15 protein-coding genes are annotated in these 20,412 nt (G+C 46.6%); 8 read left to right on the forward strand and 7 right to left on the reverse strand.

Going from position 1 to position 20,412, the window contains the following annotated elements; genetic code table 11:
* Positions 1-16 precede the first annotated feature (16 nt).
* The 4 genes from nadA to ABY044_RS02515 form a co-directional block, all read right to left on the reverse strand.
* Positions 17-1,102 carry a quinolinate synthase NadA gene (gene nadA / locus ABY044_RS02500; protein WP_373017819.1) on the reverse strand — a complete coding sequence of 362 codons (1,086 nt, stop codon included), beginning with the start codon at positions 1,100-1,102 and terminating at the stop codon, positions 17-19.
* Between the two features lie 50 nt (positions 1,103-1,152).
* Complete coding sequence (gene aspS / locus ABY044_RS02505) at positions 1,153-2,934, reverse strand: aspartate--tRNA ligase (protein ID WP_373017821.1); 1,782 nt, start codon at positions 2,932-2,934, stop codon at positions 1,153-1,155.
* A 71-nt stretch (positions 2,935-3,005) separates the two neighbouring features.
* The gene (locus ABY044_RS02510) at positions 3,006-3,698 is read right to left on the reverse strand and encodes a DUF502 domain-containing protein (protein ID WP_373017823.1); all 693 of its coding nucleotides are present in this window, start codon (positions 3,696-3,698) and stop codon (positions 3,006-3,008) included.
* A gap of 203 nt (positions 3,699-3,901) precedes the next feature.
* Complete coding sequence (locus ABY044_RS02515; RefSeq protein ID WP_373017825.1) at positions 3,902-4,957, reverse strand: hypothetical protein; 1,056 nt, start codon at positions 4,955-4,957, stop codon at positions 3,902-3,904.
* Between the two features lie 148 nt (positions 4,958-5,105).
* Here ABY044_RS02515 and ABY044_RS02520 point away from each other — a divergent pair, with 148 nt between their 5' ends.
* Positions 5,106-5,966 carry an SDR family oxidoreductase gene (locus ABY044_RS02520; protein WP_373017827.1) on the forward strand — a complete coding sequence of 287 codons (861 nt, stop codon included), beginning with the start codon at positions 5,106-5,108 and terminating at the stop codon, positions 5,964-5,966.
* A gap of 27 nt (positions 5,967-5,993) precedes the next feature.
* On the opposite strand, the gene ABY044_RS02525 is transcribed toward ABY044_RS02520, so the two are convergent.
* The gene (locus ABY044_RS02525) at positions 5,994-6,326 is read right to left on the reverse strand and encodes a thioredoxin family protein (protein ID WP_373017829.1); all 333 of its coding nucleotides are present in this window, start codon (positions 6,324-6,326) and stop codon (positions 5,994-5,996) included.
* Positions 6,327-6,449: 123 nt separating this feature from the next.
* Complete coding sequence (locus ABY044_RS02530; RefSeq protein WP_373017831.1) at positions 6,450-7,037, reverse strand: DUF4136 domain-containing protein; 588 nt, start codon at positions 7,035-7,037, stop codon at positions 6,450-6,452.
* A gap of 250 nt (positions 7,038-7,287) precedes the next feature.
* On the opposite strand from ABY044_RS02530, the gene zntB reads away from it, so the two are divergent.
* The 7 genes from zntB (at position 7,288) to ABY044_RS02565 (ending at position 17,662) form a co-directional block, all read left to right on the forward strand.
* The gene (gene zntB, locus ABY044_RS02535) at positions 7,288-8,271 is read left to right on the forward strand and encodes a zinc transporter ZntB (protein WP_373017833.1); all 984 of its coding nucleotides are present in this window, start codon (positions 7,288-7,290) and stop codon (positions 8,269-8,271) included.
* An 87-nt stretch (positions 8,272-8,358) separates the two neighbouring features.
* Positions 8,359-9,414, forward strand: a complete 1,056-nt coding sequence (locus ABY044_RS02540) for a peptidase M42 (RefSeq protein WP_373017835.1) — start codon at positions 8,359-8,361, stop codon at positions 9,412-9,414.
* A 132-nt stretch (positions 9,415-9,546) separates the two neighbouring features.
* Positions 9,547-10,266 (forward strand): VIT family protein, encoded by a 720-nt coding sequence (locus ABY044_RS02545; RefSeq protein WP_373017837.1) that lies wholly within the window; start codon positions 9,547-9,549, stop codon positions 10,264-10,266.
* 280 nt (positions 10,267-10,546) lie between these two features.
* A complete protein-coding gene (locus ABY044_RS02550) occupies positions 10,547-13,717 on the forward strand; it encodes an HD domain-containing phosphohydrolase (protein WP_373017839.1) in 3,171 nt (1,056 codons plus the stop codon).
* Positions 13,718-13,835: 118 nt separating this feature from the next.
* Complete coding sequence (locus tag ABY044_RS02555) at positions 13,836-15,890, forward strand: copper-translocating P-type ATPase (protein ID WP_373017841.1); 2,055 nt, start codon at positions 13,836-13,838, stop codon at positions 15,888-15,890.
* A gap of 136 nt (positions 15,891-16,026) precedes the next feature.
* Positions 16,027-16,479 (forward strand): DUF302 domain-containing protein, encoded by a 453-nt coding sequence (locus tag ABY044_RS02560; RefSeq protein ID WP_373017843.1) that lies wholly within the window; start codon positions 16,027-16,029, stop codon positions 16,477-16,479.
* A 31-nt stretch (positions 16,480-16,510) separates the two neighbouring features.
* Entirely contained in the window at positions 16,511-17,662 is a 1,152-nt protein-coding gene (locus ABY044_RS02565; protein WP_373017845.1) for a diguanylate cyclase, read from the forward strand.
* A gap of 64 nt (positions 17,663-17,726) precedes the next feature.
* On the opposite strand, the gene ABY044_RS02570 is transcribed toward ABY044_RS02565, so the two are convergent.
* Positions 17,727-20,234, reverse strand: coding sequence for a methyl-accepting chemotaxis protein (locus tag ABY044_RS02570; protein WP_373017847.1), 2,508 nt, complete (start codon positions 20,232-20,234; stop codon positions 17,727-17,729).
* Between the last annotated feature and the right edge of the window lie 178 nt (positions 20,235-20,412).

The raw sequence follows: 20,412 nt of genomic DNA on the forward strand, positions 1-20,412 counted from the left end.
CAATAGCATATTTCGATTATTTTGAAGTCTGGCCCGAAGCGACCAATCCCTGCTCTCTGGAAAACGTCAACATACGCTCAACCGACTCCAAAGCCTTGATACGCACTTCCTCGTCAAGCAGGATTTCACCGGTTTGATTTTCCAGACATTCCGCCAGATTCTTCAAGTTATTCATCGCCATCCACGGACAGTGGGCACAACTCACACATTGATGTTCACGGTCGGCGGTCGGCGCGACAATCAGATTTTTCTTAGGCGCGGCCTGTTTCATCTTATAAAACAAACCATAGTCGGTGGCAACGATGAAAGTGTCGTCCGGCATGGTGGTAACCGCATTCAACAATACCTTAGTCGAACCGACCACGTCGGCCAATGCCACCACTTCCGCCGGTGATTCCGGGTGCACCAATACTTTGGCGTCCGGGTGTTGTTTGATCAACTGCTCAAGTTCGTAAGATTTAAACTCGTCGTGGACAATACAATGCCCTTGCCAACGCAGCATCTCGATACCGGTCTGCTTTTCAATCCAATCACCTAAATGGCGATCCGGCGCCCAAATGATCTTTTCGCCCTTTTCTTTCAGATGGCTGACAATCTGCAACGCATTACCCGAGGTAACGACCCAGTCGGCAATCGCTTTGACTTCTGCACTCGTATTGGCATAAACCACCACAGTGTAGTCGGGATGTTGCGCACAGAACTCGCCAAACTCTTTAGCCGGACAACCTACATCCAAAGAACAGGTCGCGTCTAAATCAGGCATCAGAACCGTCTTTTCGGGACTCATGATTTTGGCGGTCTCGCCCATGAAACGCACCCCGCAAATCACCAACTCTTTCGCGTCGGAATGTGCGCCGAAGTTTGCCATTTCCAATGAATCGGCGACGATTCCGCCGGTCTCTTCGGCCAAAGCCTGTAAGTCGGCGTCGACGTAATAATGGGCAATCAATTGTGCATTGCGTTGTTTTAACAGGCGTTTGATTTTTTCGCGCAACGACTGCTTTTCGGAATCGCTCATAGGCGGAAGAATATTGGCATTCTCGGCAAGTCGATTGATTCGACTCTCTAGGCCGACGGGAATGTCATAGGATTGTTCAGACATAATTGACCTCACAAATTTGATTAAGGGACGCATTGCGTCCCTTTTTTAGATCAGGCTTTTTCTTGACCGAACTTTCTGAAACGTAATGCCAATTCGGCTAGCTGGGCATCATCGACCATACCGGGCGCTTCGGTTAACGGACACGCCGCAGACTGGGTTTTCGGGAACGCGATAACATCACGAATCGAATCGATTTTGCCTAGAATCATGATTAAACGATCCAGACCGAAAGCCATACCCGCATGCGGAGGACAACCGTACTTCAATGCATCCAACAAGAAGCCGAACTTATCCTGCGCTTCTTCGTCCGAAATGCCCAATAACTTGAAGACCGCCGCCTGCATATTGGTATCGTGAATACGCACCGATCCACCGCCGACTTCAAGACCGTTGATAACCAAATCGTACGCTTTCGACAGCATTTGATGCGGTTCGTCATGATTCAGAATTTCTTCCGTCGTCGCTTTCGGCTGCGTGAACGGATGGTGAATCGCCGTCATACGTGCGGTTTTTTCATCTTCCTCAAACATCGGGAAGTCAACAACCCACAACGGTTTCCATTCACCGTTCAACATCCCCAAGTCTTCACCGATCTTGACACGCAACGCACCTAAAGCTTCGTTAACCACTTTAGCGCTGTCCGCACCGAAGAATACGATATCGCCGTCTTGTGCGCCAACGCGTTCCATGACTTCCATCACCTGATCAGGGAAGAACTTCACGATCGGCGACTGCAAACCATCAATACCGGCAGACAGATCGTTAACTTTGATGTAAGCCAAACCTTTTGCACCGTAGATTCCGACAAACTTGGTATATTCATCGATCTCTTTACGAGACATAGTGGCGGCACCCGGAACTTTCAAGGCCGCAACACGACCTTTAGGATCTTTAGCCGGACCGGCGAACACTTTAAAGTCGATGTCTTGCAGAAGATCGGCCACATCCACCAATTCCATATCGATACGCAAGTCTGGGCGATCGATACCGTATTTCTGGATCGCTTCAGCATAAGGCATGCGCGGGAAGTCGTAATCGAACTCAACCCCGATACTCTCTTTAAAAATGGTTTTAGTCAAACCTTCCATCAAGTTCATGACCGCGTCTTCTTCCATAAAAGAAGTCTCGATATCCAACTGGGTAAATTCCGGTTGACGGTCTGCACGCAAATCTTCGTCACGGAAACAACGCGTGATTTGATAGTAACGGTCAAAACCGGACATCATCAACAACTGCTTGAACAGCTGTGGAGACTGAGGCAATGCAAAGAATTTATTAGCGTGAGTACGGCTTGGTACCAAATAATCACGCGCCCCTTCCGGCGTTGATTTAGTCAAAATCGGCGTTTCGATGTCCATAAAGTTATGGTCATCCAAATAACGACGCATCGTGCGAGTCACTTCATAACGCAATCTCAAGGTCTTTTGCATCTCTTCGCGACGCAAATCGATATAACGGTATTTCAAACGCGTTTCTTCACCGACGTTTTTCTCGTCCAACTGGAACGGAATCGGTTCCGCCATGCTCAACACATCCAACTCTGTGGCAACAACTTCAATCTTACCGGTTGCCATGTTCGGATTAATGGTGCCTTCCGTTCTAGGAATGACCTTACCGGTAATTTTCAATACACATTCCGCACGCAAACGTTCCGCTTTAGCAAAAATTTCAGCCGTATCCGGATTGACCACGATCTGAACCAAACCTTCACGGTCACGTAAATCGATGAAAATCACCCCACCGTGGTCACGACGACGATGAACCCATCCGGCTACCGTGACTTGCTGATCAATTAAAGCTTCCGTTACTTGCCCACAATAATGTGTACGCATAATATTTTTTACCTTTTTACTCAATATGACTCAAAATGTCGTTAATTTACTGCAAACAAACGCGACGCAACTTATTCGTGCGTATCGTTTATCGATATCTTATTCTGCTCCGGCGATTCCGACGGAAGTCTAGAGCGAACATATTCCTGTTTTTTCAGTTCATCCCAAGGCGGTACAACCACCCCGCCCGAGATCACCATTTTAAGAGCCTCATCCACATTCAGATCAAGCTCGATAATTTCGTTTCTGGACGCCATGATAAAAAATCCCGACGTCGGATTCGGCGTAGTCGGCACAAACATGTTAACCACTTCATTCAGCCCGGTACGCGCCTGCGCTTCGCCCATCTGGGTACTGGTCTGAAAAGCCAACGTCCATAACCCGACACGCGGATACTGAATCAGATACACCTTCTGAAAAGTCTGTTCACCCGAACCGAACACAGCCTCAGAGATTTGCTTGACCGCAGTATAAATCGATCTGACTAAAGGAATCCTCGCCAAAATCGATTCCCAGAAACGGATCAATTTACTGCCTAAAAAGTTGGCGACCAACATTCCGGTCAGGATGATCAACCCCAAGGAAAGCAAAATTCCCAGCCCCGGAATATTAAATCCGAGTAGCGCTTCCGGCCGATATGCCTGCGGCAGCAGCAGCAAACTTCGATCAAAGAAATTCACCAGGAAAATCAGTGCCGCAATGGTAACACCTAACGGCAGCCATACCAAAAGCCCCGCAATCAGATAACGCTTAAGGATTGTCATTACCCATTTCCACCCACATTTGCCATGCCATTATTCATGAGACCAAACGCAGTATTATAAATGAATTTAAAGGAGATTTGATAACGAAAGTAATGGAAAAAACAAAGACTGGAAACACAGGGTAAAGCTTGAAGATCGCCAGCTGGAACAAACAAACCCGTTCATTCCGGCCGACGTTAAATGAATTCGCAAATCCGTAAGGTTTAAGAAACCGTGATCACGCGACTGATCTGGTGTTCATTCCCCAACGTATCGATCACTTTCAGCGTGATCAGATAGTTGCCGGCGCTCACAATCGGCAATACAGTGGTCGCTGATTCGACCGTCAGACGATAGATGACGGAATCGGTTGCTGCACCGATCGTGGAGACTTCCCATACATAATGATCGACACCGGCCGAAACGGTACTGGAAGAAGCATCCACACTAATGTTGACCGGAGCGGCAGCAGGAATCGTTGCACTAAAATCGGCTATTAAGGTATTGGCGGTATCCACCGAAAACATCTTTTCCGTGCTAGCCACCTGATCCGACGTATCCACAACCGTCAACCTAACCACGTAGATTCCGTCTTGATTGACGGTCACCGTCGTCACCGGACTACCCATCGGCCCGACCGTGCTCACCAAGGTTTCGTCACCGTCATCCTGCTTAAGACGGACTTGCCACGTATAAGTCGCGATATCGCCGGTTTCGCCCTTCGTGGACGAAGTGGCATCCAAATAAACATCAAACAGGTTCGCAACATCGGAACTCGTTGTAAATGCAAAATCCGCACTAAGATAAGGGGTATCGGCAATCGCCGTGGGGACGGCAATCACAAACTTTTGATCTTCCGCCACCATCGAATTTGCATCCGTTGCCGTCAGTTTGATTCGATACACACCGGCACCGTTATACAGATTGAAGCTCTTAGTACCGCAACCACCGAGCGTTTCCAGAGTCGTAAACTCCGTCGCGATTGCCGACTTGTGATCCAAACTGGTCGAACAAGTCACACTGGAACCCAGAGAACCAACCGCGCTCGCACTGACCGACAAAGTACTTCTTTCCACATAATAACCATCGTCGTCCGCAACCGGTACGGCACTCAGGATGCTGACCGCTGCGCTCGGTTCGGTAAGATCCGTCTGTGGAGTACTGCCGCCATCGGCACTGTTTGCCATGTTACAACCCGATAACAAGACCGCACTTGCCAAAGATAACGCCGTCAGCCCTATAAACACGCGATTTTTCATAAATTCCTCAATCGTCTTCATTCTATATAAATCATTTAAGATAAAAGCAAAGCAACTAGCATGCCTCACAACGTCACTCGTTTGCAAATCAAGCGATGACGGCAATGGTTGGCCTTGGATTGGTTTTACTTTAGACTATCGGCTCTATCAAACAAGCTGATTAAATTCTATGAAACGTTCACTTTTGCCGCCTAGCAGCGTCTTGATTACCGGCTGTTCAACCGGCATCGGCTATCATTGCGCACAGACCTTACATAAAATGGGTTACCAAGTCATCGCCACCTGCCGTGATTTAGAAGACGTCGAACGCCTGACACAATCAGGCCTGACCTGTTTTCAACTCGACCTGGCCGACAGTGATTCGATCCGTTCGGGTCTGGAAAAAGCACTGGAGGCAACCAACGGAAAAATCGACGCTCTCTTTAATAACGGCGCATTCGGCCTGCCGGGTGCGGTCGAAGATTTAAGTCGTGAAGCGATGCTGCATCAGTTCCAAACCAATGTGTTCGGCACCCAGGAATTAACCAATGCCGTGGTGAAAATCATGCGTCGGCAAGGTCACGGGAAAATCCTCTACAACAGTTCGATTCTAGGATTTGCCGCCATGCAATACCGAGGTGCTTACAACGCCAGTAAATTCGCGATTGAAGGCTTTGCCGACACCTTACGCTTAGAGGTCAAACGAGACAATATTCAAGTGAGCCTGATCGAACCGGGACCGATTCTCTCGGATTTCAGAAAGAACGCCTACGAACAGTTCAAACGTTGGATCAAAATGGAAGGGAGTGCGCATCAAGCGCAGTATCAATCGATGATCGACCGATTGGAAACCGTCGGACCAAGCGCCCCGTTTACATTGGGGCCGGAAGCGGTCAGCGATTGTGTGATTCATGCTCTACAAAAACCACTGGCTAAAATCCGTTACCGGGTCACCGTGCCGACTAAAGCGTTTGCGATTTTAAAACGGATCCTGCCGAATCGCTGGTTGGATCGTTTATTGATTAAAGCCGGCGGCGACGGCAAGCGTTAAGGAAAACGTCAGAAGAAAGGTTTTCCGTTAATCGGAAAACACCATCGAATAGGGTCGTGCCAGATCCTGCATGACCTTTTGCAGACTGAAACTGCGAACCTCTTCAATAAAACGCTGTCCGGTAAAAAACACCTGCAAAGTCGGCAAAGTGAAAATGCTGTTCTGCGAACAGATATCGGTTACCACATGACAGTCCACATAGACCAGTTTTACCTTCGGATAGTGCTCCTGCATCAACTCGATTAATTTAGGTTTGATGGAGTGGCACACATTACACTCTTTTCCGCCAAACAATATCAACAAGGCGTCTTCCGACTGCTTCAACTGTTCCAATTCTTCAAGCGTTTCGATATTTTGCATTACACGTTTCCGTCATTCGTTTGTTCAGGTTTCAATTGGCAGCAAAGCATACTGGGCTTCGACCTTTTTCACAAGCCAAAGCCGTCTCAAAACAGAACATTCATCCATTCTTTTCAATTAACGTCAATTTGCCGATTGGACGATTTTAGGCGGATACTGAGCCATCACTTTTGCAACCACCGCATTGACTAACTCAGTGGTTTTCGTTGGCGTTTCCTGTTCGACCAGATAGGTATTACTGGAACCGCGCCACAATAGATTTCCTTTTAAATCAATAATATCGATGATCAAAGTACCGTCTTCGTATTCATAAATTTCAGGTGGGGTATGGAACATGATTCCGGCATGATGACTCCAATAACCGAAACCGAACGTAGGGCTGGCCGGTTCCGAACGCAACATTTTCTTAACCACTACATGATAGGTAATAAAGGCGTCGGCCTGATCCGGTGCCAAAATCATACCCTTGGCTGACAAGTTCGCGGCAATGGCGTTCTCGATCCGTTTCGCAATCAAGGGGTTTTGCTTAGCGTAATCGCTCGCCTTAGGAATACTCTGCTGCGATTCAGGCAACCATTGAAGGATTTTGATTTTACTGAAATCGGCGTTGACGTCATAATCCTGATTGACCGGAAAACCGCTACAACCGACTAAAAACAAACTTAACAGTAACGACGAGATACCTAATAAAACACGACTACGATGTTTCATTGCTTTACCCTCTAAAATTTAATGGATTCATTTTATGCCTTTTTTACAGGCCAGTGCAATTAAGCGCATGGCTTCGTCATTATTTATCAACACTCCATTGGCACACAACAGGCTTATGTCCAATGTCATCGGAGAAAACGCATTTAATCCAACTCAAGCAAAATGTGATAGCATTTTAAGCAAACGAATTTCGGCTTAGCGGCACGCAACGAAACCGAATCGGTCAGCCGACTTAAAAAAGCGAGTTTTTATGAATATTCCAACCAATCCAACAGGACTGATGCATGCTTTTTTACTTGACGGCAAAGGCGGCGGTCGGTTTCTGCATTGGGACAAAGTACAACAATGGACGCCGGAAAACGGCAGGATATGGTTGCATTTCGACTACACCGATCCCTTTGCCATTGACTGGATTCAAAACCACAGCGGTTTGGAAACGTTAGTGACCGAAGCATTACTGACCGAAGAAACCCGCCCGCGTACCGTCAGTATTGGCGACGGTTTATTAATGGCATTTCGCGGCGTCAATAAAAACCCCGGTTCCGATCCGGAAGACATGGTTTCCTTACGAATCTGGGCCGACAACGAACGCATCGTCACTACTCGTAAACGCACCCTGATTTCCGTCAACGATCTTTTAGAACAATTACAAAAGGGCAACGGCCCTATCGATTCCGCCGATTTCATCGTCAGCCTGGCTGACCGTTTGGTATGGCGCATGAGCGATACCGTGGATATGTTCGAAGATCGCATTGGAGAACTTGAAGACAGCGCTCTTTCAGACGATCGTTCATCGTTGCGTTATGATCTGTCCAATTTACGCAGACAGACGATCACTTTACGACGCTACCTCTCCCCGCAGCGCGAAGCCTTCTCGCGATTGATGGTCGAAAAAGTCAGTTGGCTGAACGAATCTTCACAGATTCGTATGCGCGAAGTCAGCGATCGTCTGATCCGTCATATCGAAGACATTGATGCGGTACGCGAGCGTGCCGCCGTCACGCATGAAGAGTTGTTGAGCCGCATGTCCGAACAACTTAACCAGCGCATGTATGTCCTTTCCATTGTCGCGGCCATCTTTTTACCGCTCGGTTTTTTCACCGGCTTGCTCGGCATTAATGTCGGCGGCATTCCCGGTGCGGAGAACCCCCAGGCTTTCTTAATTTTCGTTTTGATATTAATTGCATTGGTGGCAATGCAATTAGCGCTATTCAAATGGAAAAAATGGCTATAATCGCGAAATTGAATCCCCGATTCAAAAGCGCGACGGTTCGCTCATCCCGACCTTCTCTTTCTCTGCTTATATAAGAAGATAAGTACTATGCTAGGCGACGATTTTATCGATTTACTCAAGGCACTTATTCGCCAACCCAGCGTGGTCGGTGCCGAACATTCTTTTTTCCGGGTTTTGCAACGCGAGTTGGAAGAGCGCGGCGCCAAGGTCACCTGGTACGAGGGGTTATTAGTCGCTCAGGGCAACAAACCGTTCAGCACTATGTTTTCGGCGCACATCGACCGCCATGGCCTGGTCTGTACCGGGCCTAACGAATTCCAATACGCGGCGTTCATCTCTGCCAACCGTACCGATCTGCTCGACAGCGCCGTGTCGGAAGAATTAATGTCTAAAATCACGGAACGTTTCCAATCGGTGCCGGTGTTCGCTTACGAACCGTGGTCGGGAAGCTATCGCGGAAAAGGCTTTATCAAAAATTCTTATATCTGCGAATTCCGTAACAACCTGATTTTCGAAATCGACGGCCTTGACAGCGTCGTAGCGGGCACGCCGGTGGCGTTTGAAGACAAGCTAAAAATCAAAGGAAACCGCCTGGAAGGCCAATTGGACAACGTATTGACCGCGGCCGTGATAGTGCACCTGTTCAGCCAAGGATTTCAAGGAACGGCATTTTTCACCGCTCAGGAAGAAGCCGGAAAAAGCTGGCGTTACCTGCTGGAATGGTTTCGCCGTTTCGGCGGCTCGACCAACCGACTGTTTGTTGTCGATACCAGCCCGTTTCCGAGTATCGAAGCGGCCAACAATCAACTTGTGGTTCTAAGGGAAAAAGACGCCAACGCCTCTTTCAACCCGCAATCCACCAAATTGATTGAAGACCTGTGTAAACAGAACAACCTAAGTTTTCTATACAAAGACCGTTATGTCGAACAAGAAAACGTAAAACTGATCGATCAAGGCAAAATTCCCCACTCGCTCGGCAGTACCGAAATGGGGCGCATCATCGCCGCCTCCAACGGTCTGGTCGACGGTACCACGATTCAAATTCCGACCACCGGTTATCACACCATGGCGGAATCGGCTTCGATTGAATCGGTAGAATCCTTTATGAAACTGCTGAACATCATCGCCGACGGGTTTGACTGATTTAATCGTTATCGGTATCTTTATAACGACTTTAAATCGATCCCAAATGCCCGTAAAAACAAATAAAACGTACTAATCAACCTCTTAAAACCATAATCTTTAAGAGGATTTAACTAAAACAGGTAGCCGTTTATGTCACACTTTACGCAAGAAATGCTTGAAGAACACCTCAGCGACGATCACTACAGCCATCGCATGGGCTGGCTTAGAGCGGCAGTATTGGGCGCTAACGACGGCATCATTTCAGTCGTCAGTCTGCTGGTCGGGGTCATCGCTTCAGGCGCAACCAAGGAAGACATTTTACTGGTCGCCGTCGCCGCGTTAGTCGCGGGCGCTTTATCTATGGCGGCAGGCGAATATGTCTCGGTCAGCTCCCAGGCGGATACCGAAGCCGCCGATCTGGCACTGGAAAAAAAGGCGATTGAAGAAGATTGGGATACGGAACTTGCGGAATTGGCAAGAATATACATTGAACGCGGCGTCAGTGAGGAAACGGCACATAAGGTGGCATTGGAGTTGATGGAGCATGACGCTTTGGCGGCACACGCTCACGACGAACTCGGCTTGACCGAAGTGCATTCGGCTCGACCTTTACAGGCGGCATTCGCTTCCGCCGCTTCATTCATTTCCGGTGCCGCGGTTCCGGTCGTGCTGGTTGCCGTACTGCCAATGGAAAATCTCGGCTATATCGTTGCCGGCAGTTCATTACTACTTCTAGCCGTTCTTGGTGCTTTAGCGGCCAAAACGGGAGGCGCCGACATGCTTAAAGGCGCGCTCCGTATGTCGGTCTGGGGATGTCTGGCGATGGCGCTGACAACCTATGTCGGTTTAATGTTTGGAGCCGCGGGCTGAGAGGATTTGCCTCTTTGAACAAATCCAGTTCACACCTTCTATCTTAAAAACTCGACCGGATCACCAATCTTTTTATAAATGGGCGGAAACGCCCGTTTTTCTTCAATACAGACACACCTCCCCTCTAAAAAGTTCGAAACAAAACTGAATTGACATAACCACACTATATGTATAGGATATTTACTTATCCGGTAGGCGTTTCATAGACTCATAGCCATTACCTGAAGCCGTTTTAAAAGAATTCGTACTACCTAAAATCGCAAACAGCCAGAGGTATTGAGTGAACATACTTAATAAGTTTCGGATTTCCATCCGTATAACGGTGCTCAGCGTCTTCCTGCTTGCCACGGCATTCACCGCATCGGTCGCTATCGGATTGCAATACTATTTCAGTCAATCCATGGCGATTGAACATGCCTTAGATCAATACCAACTCACTGCGTCAAACACCCGTAATCACCTCACCGAAATAGACAACAAAGCCATCGAAGCCACCCGCCTGCTCTCAAAGTATCCCAATCTGATCAAAAACGGCCAACTTGATCCCGATGCCCGATTACTCTTTGCGGAAATGATGAACAATAACCCGCTGTTTTATGCGATCTATATCGGGTTTGGTAACGGTGACTTCTACGAACTGGTCAATTTAAAAACCAACGCGGCGGTTCGCAAACAATTAATGGCAACCCTGTCGGATCGTTGGGTCATCATTAGGGTGACGGGAAGCGGTCAAGAACGTTTTCGGCAATTCGAATACTACGATGCATACTTCAACCATAGAGTGTCGCGTAAAGAGGCGAGTGAATACGATCCAAGAAAACGGCCATGGTATAGCAATGCAACAATCGACAAGGTTTATAAAACGGCCCCATATTTATTTCAGCATCTTCAAGCGCCCGGACAAACTTATTCGACCGTCATTCCATCCACTCAATCCGTACTCGCGGTGGATATAGCCCTATCTTCGATTTCCGACTACCTTTACAAACAACCGTTAAGTAAAGGCGGTGAAATTTATCTTTACCAAAATAACGGCGAACTCATCGCTTCTAACCAAAATAACGATGGCAATAACGAATTACCGAAGGCTTCAGCACTGGAATTAAGCGATCAGCAAAGACAGTACATACAGCAACTCGGAAAGGTTCGAATCTCCAACGAAATGGATTGGCCTCCTATCGATTTTTCGGTAATCGGAGAACCCAAAGGTTATGCCATCGACCTGGTGAAATTGATTTCCTCCATGACAGGCATTCAATTCGAATTCGTCAATGGGTATACATGGTCCGAACTACTGGAGATGTTCAAACGCGATGAGCTTGAAATCCTTCAGCCCGTGTTCCGAAGCCCGGAAAATGAACAATTGGGACAGCTCAGCCAAGCAATACTTAAGTTACCATACTCCATCGTCACCCAATCAGGCCAACCGAGAATCAGTCACCTGAAACAACTTATCGGAAAATCCATTGCCATTCCCAAAGGTTGGTCGATCATTCCCATCATCCGGCAGCAATTCCCGCTCATCAATATTATCGAAGTGGAATCATCCAGAAAGGCGATTGAAGCGGTTGTGCAAGGAAAAGTTTATGCAACACTGGATAGCGGGATCATTCTGCACCACACGGCAGAACAATACTTTATCAACAATATCAAATTCCATGACAACCTAGATATCTCGGATATCAAACTGCCGGATGAATTGCATCTCATGGTGAGTAAAAACCACCCTGAATTGGCGCAAATCATAGAAACGGCGCTTGCGAACATCAGCAAAGAGCAGAAGAAATTCCTAAAAAACAAATGGTTCAACGGAATGCAAAGCAAAGTATCTTCAAAAGCCAAATCCAGCGTTCCCTACCCGCAGCTTATGGAAATGATTATGCTGCCGCAATCGCAAAATCAATTAAAGCCAATGAAGATAAAAGGACAAAACTCTTTTGTCTTCCTCACTAACTTATCACCGGAAAATTCCGCTCACGGAACGGAATATTTTGCAGTTGTAGTACCCAGAAAAAACGTACTTTCCGATAGTCTTAACAAAGTAAAACTGTCGATTTTGATTACATCCGTCTGCCTGATTATGTTACTTCCGCTTTCATGGCTTTTCGCCACCCCGATTGTTGTTCCTATTCGAGCGTTGGCGCTGGAGAATGAAAAAATTAAGAACCGCCAGTACGATGAAATTAATCCGATCCGAAGCCACATCATAGAAATCAACGACCTCTCTTCCTCTATGGTCGATATGTCACAGTCAATTAAACAGCATGAAACCGAACTCAAAGAGCTTATGGACTCTTTCGTGCGTTTGATCGCTCAAGCCATCGATGATAAATCGCCTTACACGGCCGGTCACTGCGCCAGAGTTCCCGAATTGGCGATTATGCTTGCCCTAGCCGCTTCGGAGACCGAAGACGGAGAGTTCAAAGAATTCAACTTCCGCTCTAAAGACGAGCTGAGGGAGTTTACCATTGCCGCCTGGCTCCACGATTGCGGAAAAATCACCACGCCGGAACACATCGTCGACAAAGGCACTAAACTGGAAACCATCTACAATAGAATCCATGAAATTCGAATGCGTTTTGAGGTTCTGTGGCGGGATGCAGAAATCGAATATTTGAAGAAGCTGTCAGAATCCCCTCAGGAACAGACCAAACTTCAAGCCGAACTGTCACAAAAACAGTCTCGGTTAATCAAAGATTTTGAGTTCATCGCCGAAACCAACGTCGGCAAAGAGTTCATCGACGAAGCGGACATCCAGCGACTTAAATCCCTGGCTAAGATTACTTGGCAAAGACATTTCGATGACCGCGTCGGACTCTCCCCTATTGAAGAACTACGATTACAGGAAAAACCGGCAGAACTGCCTGCTGAAGAGGCGTTATTGAGCGACAAACCGGAACATATCATTCTGCGCACCAACAAAAACCATTACGATCCGAAACTTCGAATCAATATGGAAATTCCGGAACATCAATACAACTTAGGGGAACTTTATAATCTTTCGATCTCTCGCGGCACCCTAACCAAAGAAGATCGATTTAAAATCAATGAACACATCATCAGCACCATAAAAATGCTGGAAAACCTGCCCTTTCCTAATGAACTTAAACGAGTGCCTCAATACGCTTCCAGCCATCATGAAACACTAGACGGAACGGGTTATCCAAGAAAACTCAAAGCGCCTGAAATTTCAATTCCGGAACGCATTTTGGCGATTGCGGATATTTTTGAAGCCTTGACCGCTTCAGACCGTCCCTACAAAAAAGCCAAACCGATTAGTGAAGCCATCGACATCCTATATAAAATGGCACTGGAGCATCATATCGACTATGAAGTCTTCAAGCTGTTCCTGTCTAGCGGCGTCTACCTGCAATACGCCGAACGACATCTATCACAGGAACAGATAGATGAAATTGACATACAGCGTTACCTTGAACCAATTAAAGCTTAACTGCCCTTAAAATAAATTGGGAATAACCGCGACTCTATTTGCATTTCTAGTACATTCAATGATTTACTAAAAACTGTAGTGCTTCTTTTTTCAAAGTCGAAAGGCAAAGGAAGGATTCATGCACGCGATACCTCATCATTCCAATCAGCATCCGGCCTCTTCTGACGGGCACCATCAAGGTCACGGCCATCACAATCATCATGGCCGCAACTCACACGACCATACTGCCCACCATAAAATGATGATCCAAGATTTCCGTAAGCGTTTCTGGGTTGCCTTGATCCTCACTCTACCGATTTTGGTTTTATCACCGTTAGTTCAAAGCGTACTCGACTATAAAATCGATTTTCCCGCTGCAAACTATGTGCTGTTCGGACTTTCCGGTTTAATCTATTTTTACGGCGGCTGGCCATTCCTGACGGGTCTGGTCAATGAATTAAAAAGCAAACAGCCCGGTATGATGACCTTAATTGCCGTCGCAATCAGCGTTGCTTTCGGATACAGCTCTGCAACCACTTTCGGCCTTCAAGGCAAAACCTTTTTCTGGGAACTGGCGACCTTAATCGACATCATGCTACTAGGGCACTGGATCGAGATGAAATCCGTGGTCGGCGCGTCAAGTTCATTACAGAAATTAGTTGAAATGATGCCGACCGATGCCAATCGTTTAACCTCCAGCGGAATCCTAAAAGTCCGTGTCGAAGACCTCAATATCGACGATTTGGTTTTAGTACGTCCGGGTGAAAAAATTCCGGTGGACGGCGTGATTACCGAAGGACAAAGCAGTGTTAACGAATCGATGGTTACGGGGGAATCCAAGCCGGTCAAAAAATCCACCGGAGATCAAGTCATTGGCGCAACCATCAACGGCAACGGTTCCATTACCGTTCAAGTACAGCAAGTTGGCGAACAGGCCTATCTGCATAAAGTCATCGACATGGTGCGCCAAGCGCAAAGCGAAAAATCGAAGACGCAGTATTTGGCGGATCGCATCGCATTTTGGTTAACCATCATTGCTTTGAGTATCGGCTTTATCACTTTGACAGTCTGGTTGGTATTAGGTCACCCCTTTGTATTTGCGTTGGAACGGATGGCCAGCGTCATGGTCATCACCTGTCCTCACGCTCTCGGTCTTGCGGTACCACTCGTGGTCGCCATTTCGACTTCGGTCTCGGCGCAACGCGGCCTGTTGATCCGCAACCGCACCGCATTTGAAAATGCCCGGAAAATCACCATGATGGTGTTCGACAAAACCGGCACGCTAACGAAGGGAAACTTCGGCGTTACTCGGTTTGCTTCGGTCAACGATCAATTCGATGATGAGCAAATTTTAAGCCTTGCCGGCGCTTTGGAAAACCATTCGGAACACCCTTTGGCACTGGGCATCATGCAGAAGGTAAAACAACGGGGAATCTTTATTAAACCGGCAGAAAACTTTATGGCATTAACCGGTGAAGGTATTGAAGCGACGGTTGAAAACCGACGCATCAAGGTGGTTGGTCCGGGTTATCTTGCGGAAAACCATATTCGATTGGAGGAACCAGACACTGAAGACGCACAAGAAACCGTCGTTTATGTACTGGTTGATGGGGTTCTTGCAGGTTACATTGCGCTCGCGGACGAAATTCGAGACGATTCCCTTAACGCGGTGCAAAGTCTGCAAAAGAAAGGGTTAAAAGTTTATATGTTGACCGGCGACAACGAAAATGTCGCCCGTAGCGTCAGCGATAAACTCGGATTGGATGGTTATTACGCCGGTCTTCTACCCGATCAAAAGCTGGATAAAATTAAAACGTTTCAAAGCCAAGGGGAATTTGTCGCCATGACGGGAGACGGTATCAATGATGCTCCGGCGCTTGCGACAGCGGATGTTGGAATTGCAATCGGCTCCGGAACCGATGTCGCTGCGGAAACCGCAGACATCATTCTCGTCAACAGCAACCCGAAAGACATCGCCTACCTAGTTGCCGCCGGCCGTGAGACTTACCGAAAAATGATTCAAAACTTCATTTGGGCAACCGGCTACAATATCGTCGCCATTCCTTTAGCCGCAGGCATTTTATACGGTTCCGGATTCATCATCAGTCCCGCTCTAGGGGCGGTATTTATGAGTCTGAGTACGGTCATTGTCGCTATCAACGCCCAGTTATTAAAAGCAAAACTGCAAGCATAAGTCTCTTTTTACATAAAATTTAAAGTAAATTTTTATAAATTAAATACCTCAATTTAAGTAGCTTATTAATTTAAGATACCGTGCTAATAATCCTAAACTAACCCCATTCGACGAAACAACAACCAAAGGGCAGCAAATGAAAAAAAGAGTCGTTTTCTTTTACCTATTATTTTCTTGGTTCATCTCCGCTCAAGCGGCGGACGGCGTCGTTAATGTGGCAAGTCAATTCAATGTCGAACAAACCACCGATCGCATGGAAAACATTCTTAAGCAAAAAGGGATGACCATCTTTAACCGCATCAACCACTCCGAAGGCGCAAAAAATGTCGGCATTAATCTAAGGGATACCCAACTGTTGATCTTCGGCAACCCCAAAGTCGGCAGTGTGTTGATGCAGTGCCAACAAAGCGTCGCCATTGACTTGCCTCTCAAAGCGCTTATCTGGCAAGACAAACAGTCGAATGTATGGATCACTTACAACCAACCGATCTACCTTGAAAAAAGACACCAGATCGGTGGCTGCGAAACCACACTGGCAAAAATGGCGAAGGCGCTGGAAACCATAACCCAATCCGCTGCGGCAAACTAAATTCAATGTCGCCAACCCAAAGCGATAACAAATGAACTCTACAGACAATAAACTCCATATTCGCCGTAAATTGATCACCATCGCACTGGTCAGTGTGATCGGAATGCTCCTGACTATTTTCCTATTCTATCAAGGCCTGAAAACCACGCTGGAACAAAACAAGGAAATGGAATCCCAACAACTTGCCAACGCCGGTTTAAGCATTATCAATCATTTCTATCAGGCAGCTCTGAACGACGAAATGAGCGAAGTAGAGGCCAGGACCTTGGCGTTTCAAACCTTACAAGCGACACGGTTCGGTTCTAACGGTTATTTCTGGATCAACGACAGTCATAACATTTTGTTAATGCACCCTTTCACTCCCGAACTCGTCGGAAAAAACTTAAAACAAATGCAAGATATAGAAGGAAATAATGTATTCTCAAGCATTACCCAAACCGCCCTCAATGGCGGCGGATTGGTCTCATACTCTTGGCCGAAACCGAATACGTCGCAAAGCTACCCAAAGCTTTCCTACGTGACTTATTTCAAGCCCTGGGATTGGGTGTTAGGTACAGGAATCTACCTTGACGACATGGAACAGGAAATTCGAAATTATGCCATTTCCGCATTAAGCGTCGGTATTGTGTTCATTCTGCTCGCGGTTATTTTCACCATGCTCTTAACACAAAAAATCATGTTCGAGTTAGAAAGCATGGCCATCCGAGATCCATTGACTTCGCTATACACCCGCCGCTTTCTTAATGATCAAATGACAAACCTGTTAATGCGTCATCAACGCAAACCCGAGCAGTTCTTGGAAGTGATTTTTCTGGACATCGATTTTTTTAAGAATGTGAACGACCGTTATGGCCACTCCACGGGAGACCGTGTCCTCACGGCCGTTAGCCGCATTATCGTCGAATCGTCACGTCCGGAGGATCTTTGCGTCCGCTATGGCGGTGAAGAATTCATTATCGTACTGTTAAACGAACATAAAAATGCAGCGCAACAATTGGCCGAAAGAATCCGCAAAGCGACTCAAAGAACCATTTTCGAAACCGAAAATACCGAGTTCTCGGTCACCATCAGCGCAGGAATTGCCATACACGAAAGTGATGAAGCTATAGAACTCACCTTACAAAGAGCCGATGCAAAGCTATACGAGGCGAAATCAAAAGGCCGCAACTGCATCGAATGTTAAAAGAGATAAACAAAAAAGCCGTCAATTGACGGCTTTTTAATTAAAACGGAAAGGTAATCCGGCTTTAAAAATCAGCCCACTCTTCACTGTCTTCCTTGGCATTCGCCGTCTTAACTTCAGCTAGCGGCTTGTTTTCCACTTTGACTTGCGCTTTGGGTTCCGACTTCAACGGTGATTTCGACCCATCGCCATGAGCTTGAGTTTTGTTTTCAGAATGTCCGCCCTGCCCGGAACTTTTCGCCAACTTGGCCTGAGGCGCAGGCAACTGTCCGGATTGACTTAAACCTCCGGACATTGCAGATCCTGAATTTTTAGCTTCAGTTTCAAACTTAGCCGGAATACGGAATTGCGCCATTCTTGCAACTAACTGTTCAGACTGGTTAGCAATGGCCTGCGCACTGCTGGCGGATAACTCAACCAAATGAGCATTCTCCTGAGTGTTTCTATCCAACAGTACAATCGCCTGATTCAACTGCTCAATCCCTTGGGACTGATCGACCGAAGAGTGAGCGATTTCTCCGACAATTTCCGTAACCTGAGTAATGGCCTGGCTGATTTCGGACAGCGCCGTACCGGACTGTTCCGCCAACTTGGTTCCTTCCTGAACCTGAGTCGTCGAACGTTCAATCAAACCTTTAATATCTCTCGCCGCATCCGCCGATTTACCGGCAAGACTACGAACTTCGCTGGCCACGACCGCAAAACCTCGACCATGCTCTCCCGCTCTAGCCGCTTCTACCGCTGCGTTCAAAGCCAATAAATTTGTTTGGAAGGCGATGGAATCGATCAGACCGATAATCTGTTCAATCTGTTCACTGGATTCTTTAATATTCTGCATGGCTTGAATAGTCTGCTTCATGACATTCGCGCCTTCATTGGTTTTCTGGCTTGCCTGCACGGTCAAGTCGTTTGCCTGTTGTGCACTTTCTGCATTACTGCGTACTGCAGCCGTCAACTCTTCAGTCGTTGCGGCCGTTTCTTCAATCGACGCCGCCTGCTGCTGAATTCGACTTGAAAGATCGGTATTACGCTCTGTGGTTTGATTAATATCATTGGATATCTGTCGAATTGCGTAATTCACTTGCGCCAAAATGCTTGATAGGGTATCCAAAGAACCGTTGATGGCATCTTTCATATCTGCCAAACCGTCTTCGTAATCGCCCTCAACCCGGCTGGTCAAGTCACCTTGGGCCAACAACTGAATAACGCCCGAAATATTGCTATTCGCTTCACTGATTGCCGACATCATCACATTGATCTGTTCACCGAGATCATGCACAAAACCGTCTAATATGGAAACATCGATCTGCTGGCTCATATCCCCTTTGGCCGCTTTCTCGACAATGACCTTAAGGTTTTGCTCTACCGCAACCTGCATTTTTTCCAGCTTAACCGACTCAGACACATCTTTCCATTCAGTCACAAAACCGGTACGCTCACCGTTTTGTCCCCAAACCGGATTAACGATGATTTGCAAATGCAACTCGCCTAAATTCAACTCGGCCGTATAGGTGTCTTTAAGATTCGCCAAAAGGTTGCGTTGGTGTTCGGGACGAACATGGAAAATATCAATATTCTGCCCCACTAACTTGTCCGTCGAAAAGTGCGGCAACATCTTCTGAATGTCTTTTTCGACCTTCTTTAACGTCCCGACAATTGCCTCGTTCATATAGGTAATATTGAGATCGTTATCCGCCAGCATAAAGTTGGCACTGCTTTGATCTACCACGGTTTTTACGGAATTCAATTGTTCAACTTGATCATGAATACGACATAACATGCGTTCAAGAAGATACTCTAACTGCTTCAGTTCGCGCGAACCTTCAAGTTTGATTTTAGTTGACCAGTTCACGTCGGACGGATCTTCGCACAAATGGCTCAAGGACTCTTGCAGATGCACAATCGGTTTAACAATGGCGCGACGGATAAAAAATTCAAAGGCGATCAAACTGATAATCAAAGAGATCAAAAATACGACGACGACGTTTATGATCTCCGCTTCAAACAACTCTGCATTCAGTTGTTTGATCTTTGTGAGTGAATCCTGTTTAAGATAGTCGTACCAATGCTGAATCGCCTCTAAAGCCTCACGGTCATCGACTAACACCTGCTGGTCAATTTCGGCTATCGAAGCACCCGATTGACGCAATTGTCCGATTTTCTCAACCATTGCCAGATATTCTTTGACAACCGCTTCCACCGCATCAAGACCTTTAATTTCAATCGAATCCAGATTCTTCGACTGACGATAACGCTCAATATCCGAAAAAATTCTATTCGCGTTATCGTTAATCGCTTTGGAATAACTTGTGGTTCTGTAATCCTTTTCACCACGAATCAAAAAGTTTTTGAAATTATGGATGAAATCGCCATACCCCATTTGCAGCTGTATGTCGTTTAAAATGGCCTCTTTTTGATTTAATTCCTGCTTTAAAACATCAAATTCGTTTTCATGTTCTTTTTCCAAATAAAGATAAGATGCAAAGCCGACCCCACTTATAAATATTAATAAAAAGAAATAAATTAAAACATTATGGACGGTCGTCCTACCTGAAATTGCTTTTGCTGGCATCTACCCTTATCCTCTTTGATACTGATTTTTCTACAATCTTTGTATTTATTTTTTTATTAATCCAAAGACCTTAATTTGTATTCTATCGATATTCCACACAAGAAAAAGCAGAATTTTTCATACCCACTACGCATATACCGCACTAAAAAAAGGGTAATAGGCAATTTATTTTGCAACT

This window comes from Thiomicrorhabdus sp. (assembly GCF_041583835.1).
GTDB lineage: Bacteria > Pseudomonadota > Gammaproteobacteria > Thiomicrospirales > Thiomicrospiraceae > Thiomicrorhabdus.

Bases quoted from the DNA above. Each gene is read 5' to 3' on its own strand.
- ABY044_RS02560 (WP_373017843.1), top strand. From the start codon at position 16,027: ATGAAAAAAAGAGTCGTTTTCTTTTACCTATTATTTTCTTGGTTCATC.
- aspS (WP_373017821.1), bottom strand. From the start codon at position 2,934: ATGCGTACACATTATTGTGGGCAAGTAACGGAAGCTTTAATTGATCAG.
- ABY044_RS02565 (WP_373017845.1), top strand. From the start codon at position 16,511: ATGAACTCTACAGACAATAAACTCCATATTCGCCGTAAATTGATCACC.
- ABY044_RS02530 (WP_373017831.1), bottom strand. From the start codon at position 7,037: ATGAAACATCGTAGTCGTGTTTTATTAGGTATCTCGTCGTTACTGTTA.
- ABY044_RS02520 (WP_373017827.1), top strand. From the start codon at position 5,106: ATGAAACGTTCACTTTTGCCGCCTAGCAGCGTCTTGATTACCGGCTGT.
- ABY044_RS02515 (WP_373017825.1), bottom strand. From the start codon at position 4,957: ATGAAGACGATTGAGGAATTTATGAAAAATCGCGTGTTTATAGGGCTG.
- zntB (WP_373017833.1), top strand. From the start codon at position 7,288: ATGAATATTCCAACCAATCCAACAGGACTGATGCATGCTTTTTTACTT.
- ABY044_RS02545 (WP_373017837.1), top strand. From the start codon at position 9,547: ATGTCACACTTTACGCAAGAAATGCTTGAAGAACACCTCAGCGACGAT.
- ABY044_RS02510 (WP_373017823.1), bottom strand. From the start codon at position 3,698: ATGACAATCCTTAAGCGTTATCTGATTGCGGGGCTTTTGGTATGGCTG.
- nadA (WP_373017819.1), bottom strand. From the start codon at position 1,102: ATGTCTGAACAATCCTATGACATTCCCGTCGGCCTAGAGAGTCGAATC.
- ABY044_RS02525 (WP_373017829.1), bottom strand. From the start codon at position 6,326: ATGCAAAATATCGAAACGCTTGAAGAATTGGAACAGTTGAAGCAGTCG.
- ABY044_RS02570 (WP_373017847.1), bottom strand. From the start codon at position 20,234: ATGCCAGCAAAAGCAATTTCAGGTAGGACGACCGTCCATAATGTTTTA.
- ABY044_RS02540 (WP_373017835.1), top strand. From the start codon at position 8,359: ATGCTAGGCGACGATTTTATCGATTTACTCAAGGCACTTATTCGCCAA.
- ABY044_RS02555 (WP_373017841.1), top strand. From the start codon at position 13,836: ATGCACGCGATACCTCATCATTCCAATCAGCATCCGGCCTCTTCTGAC.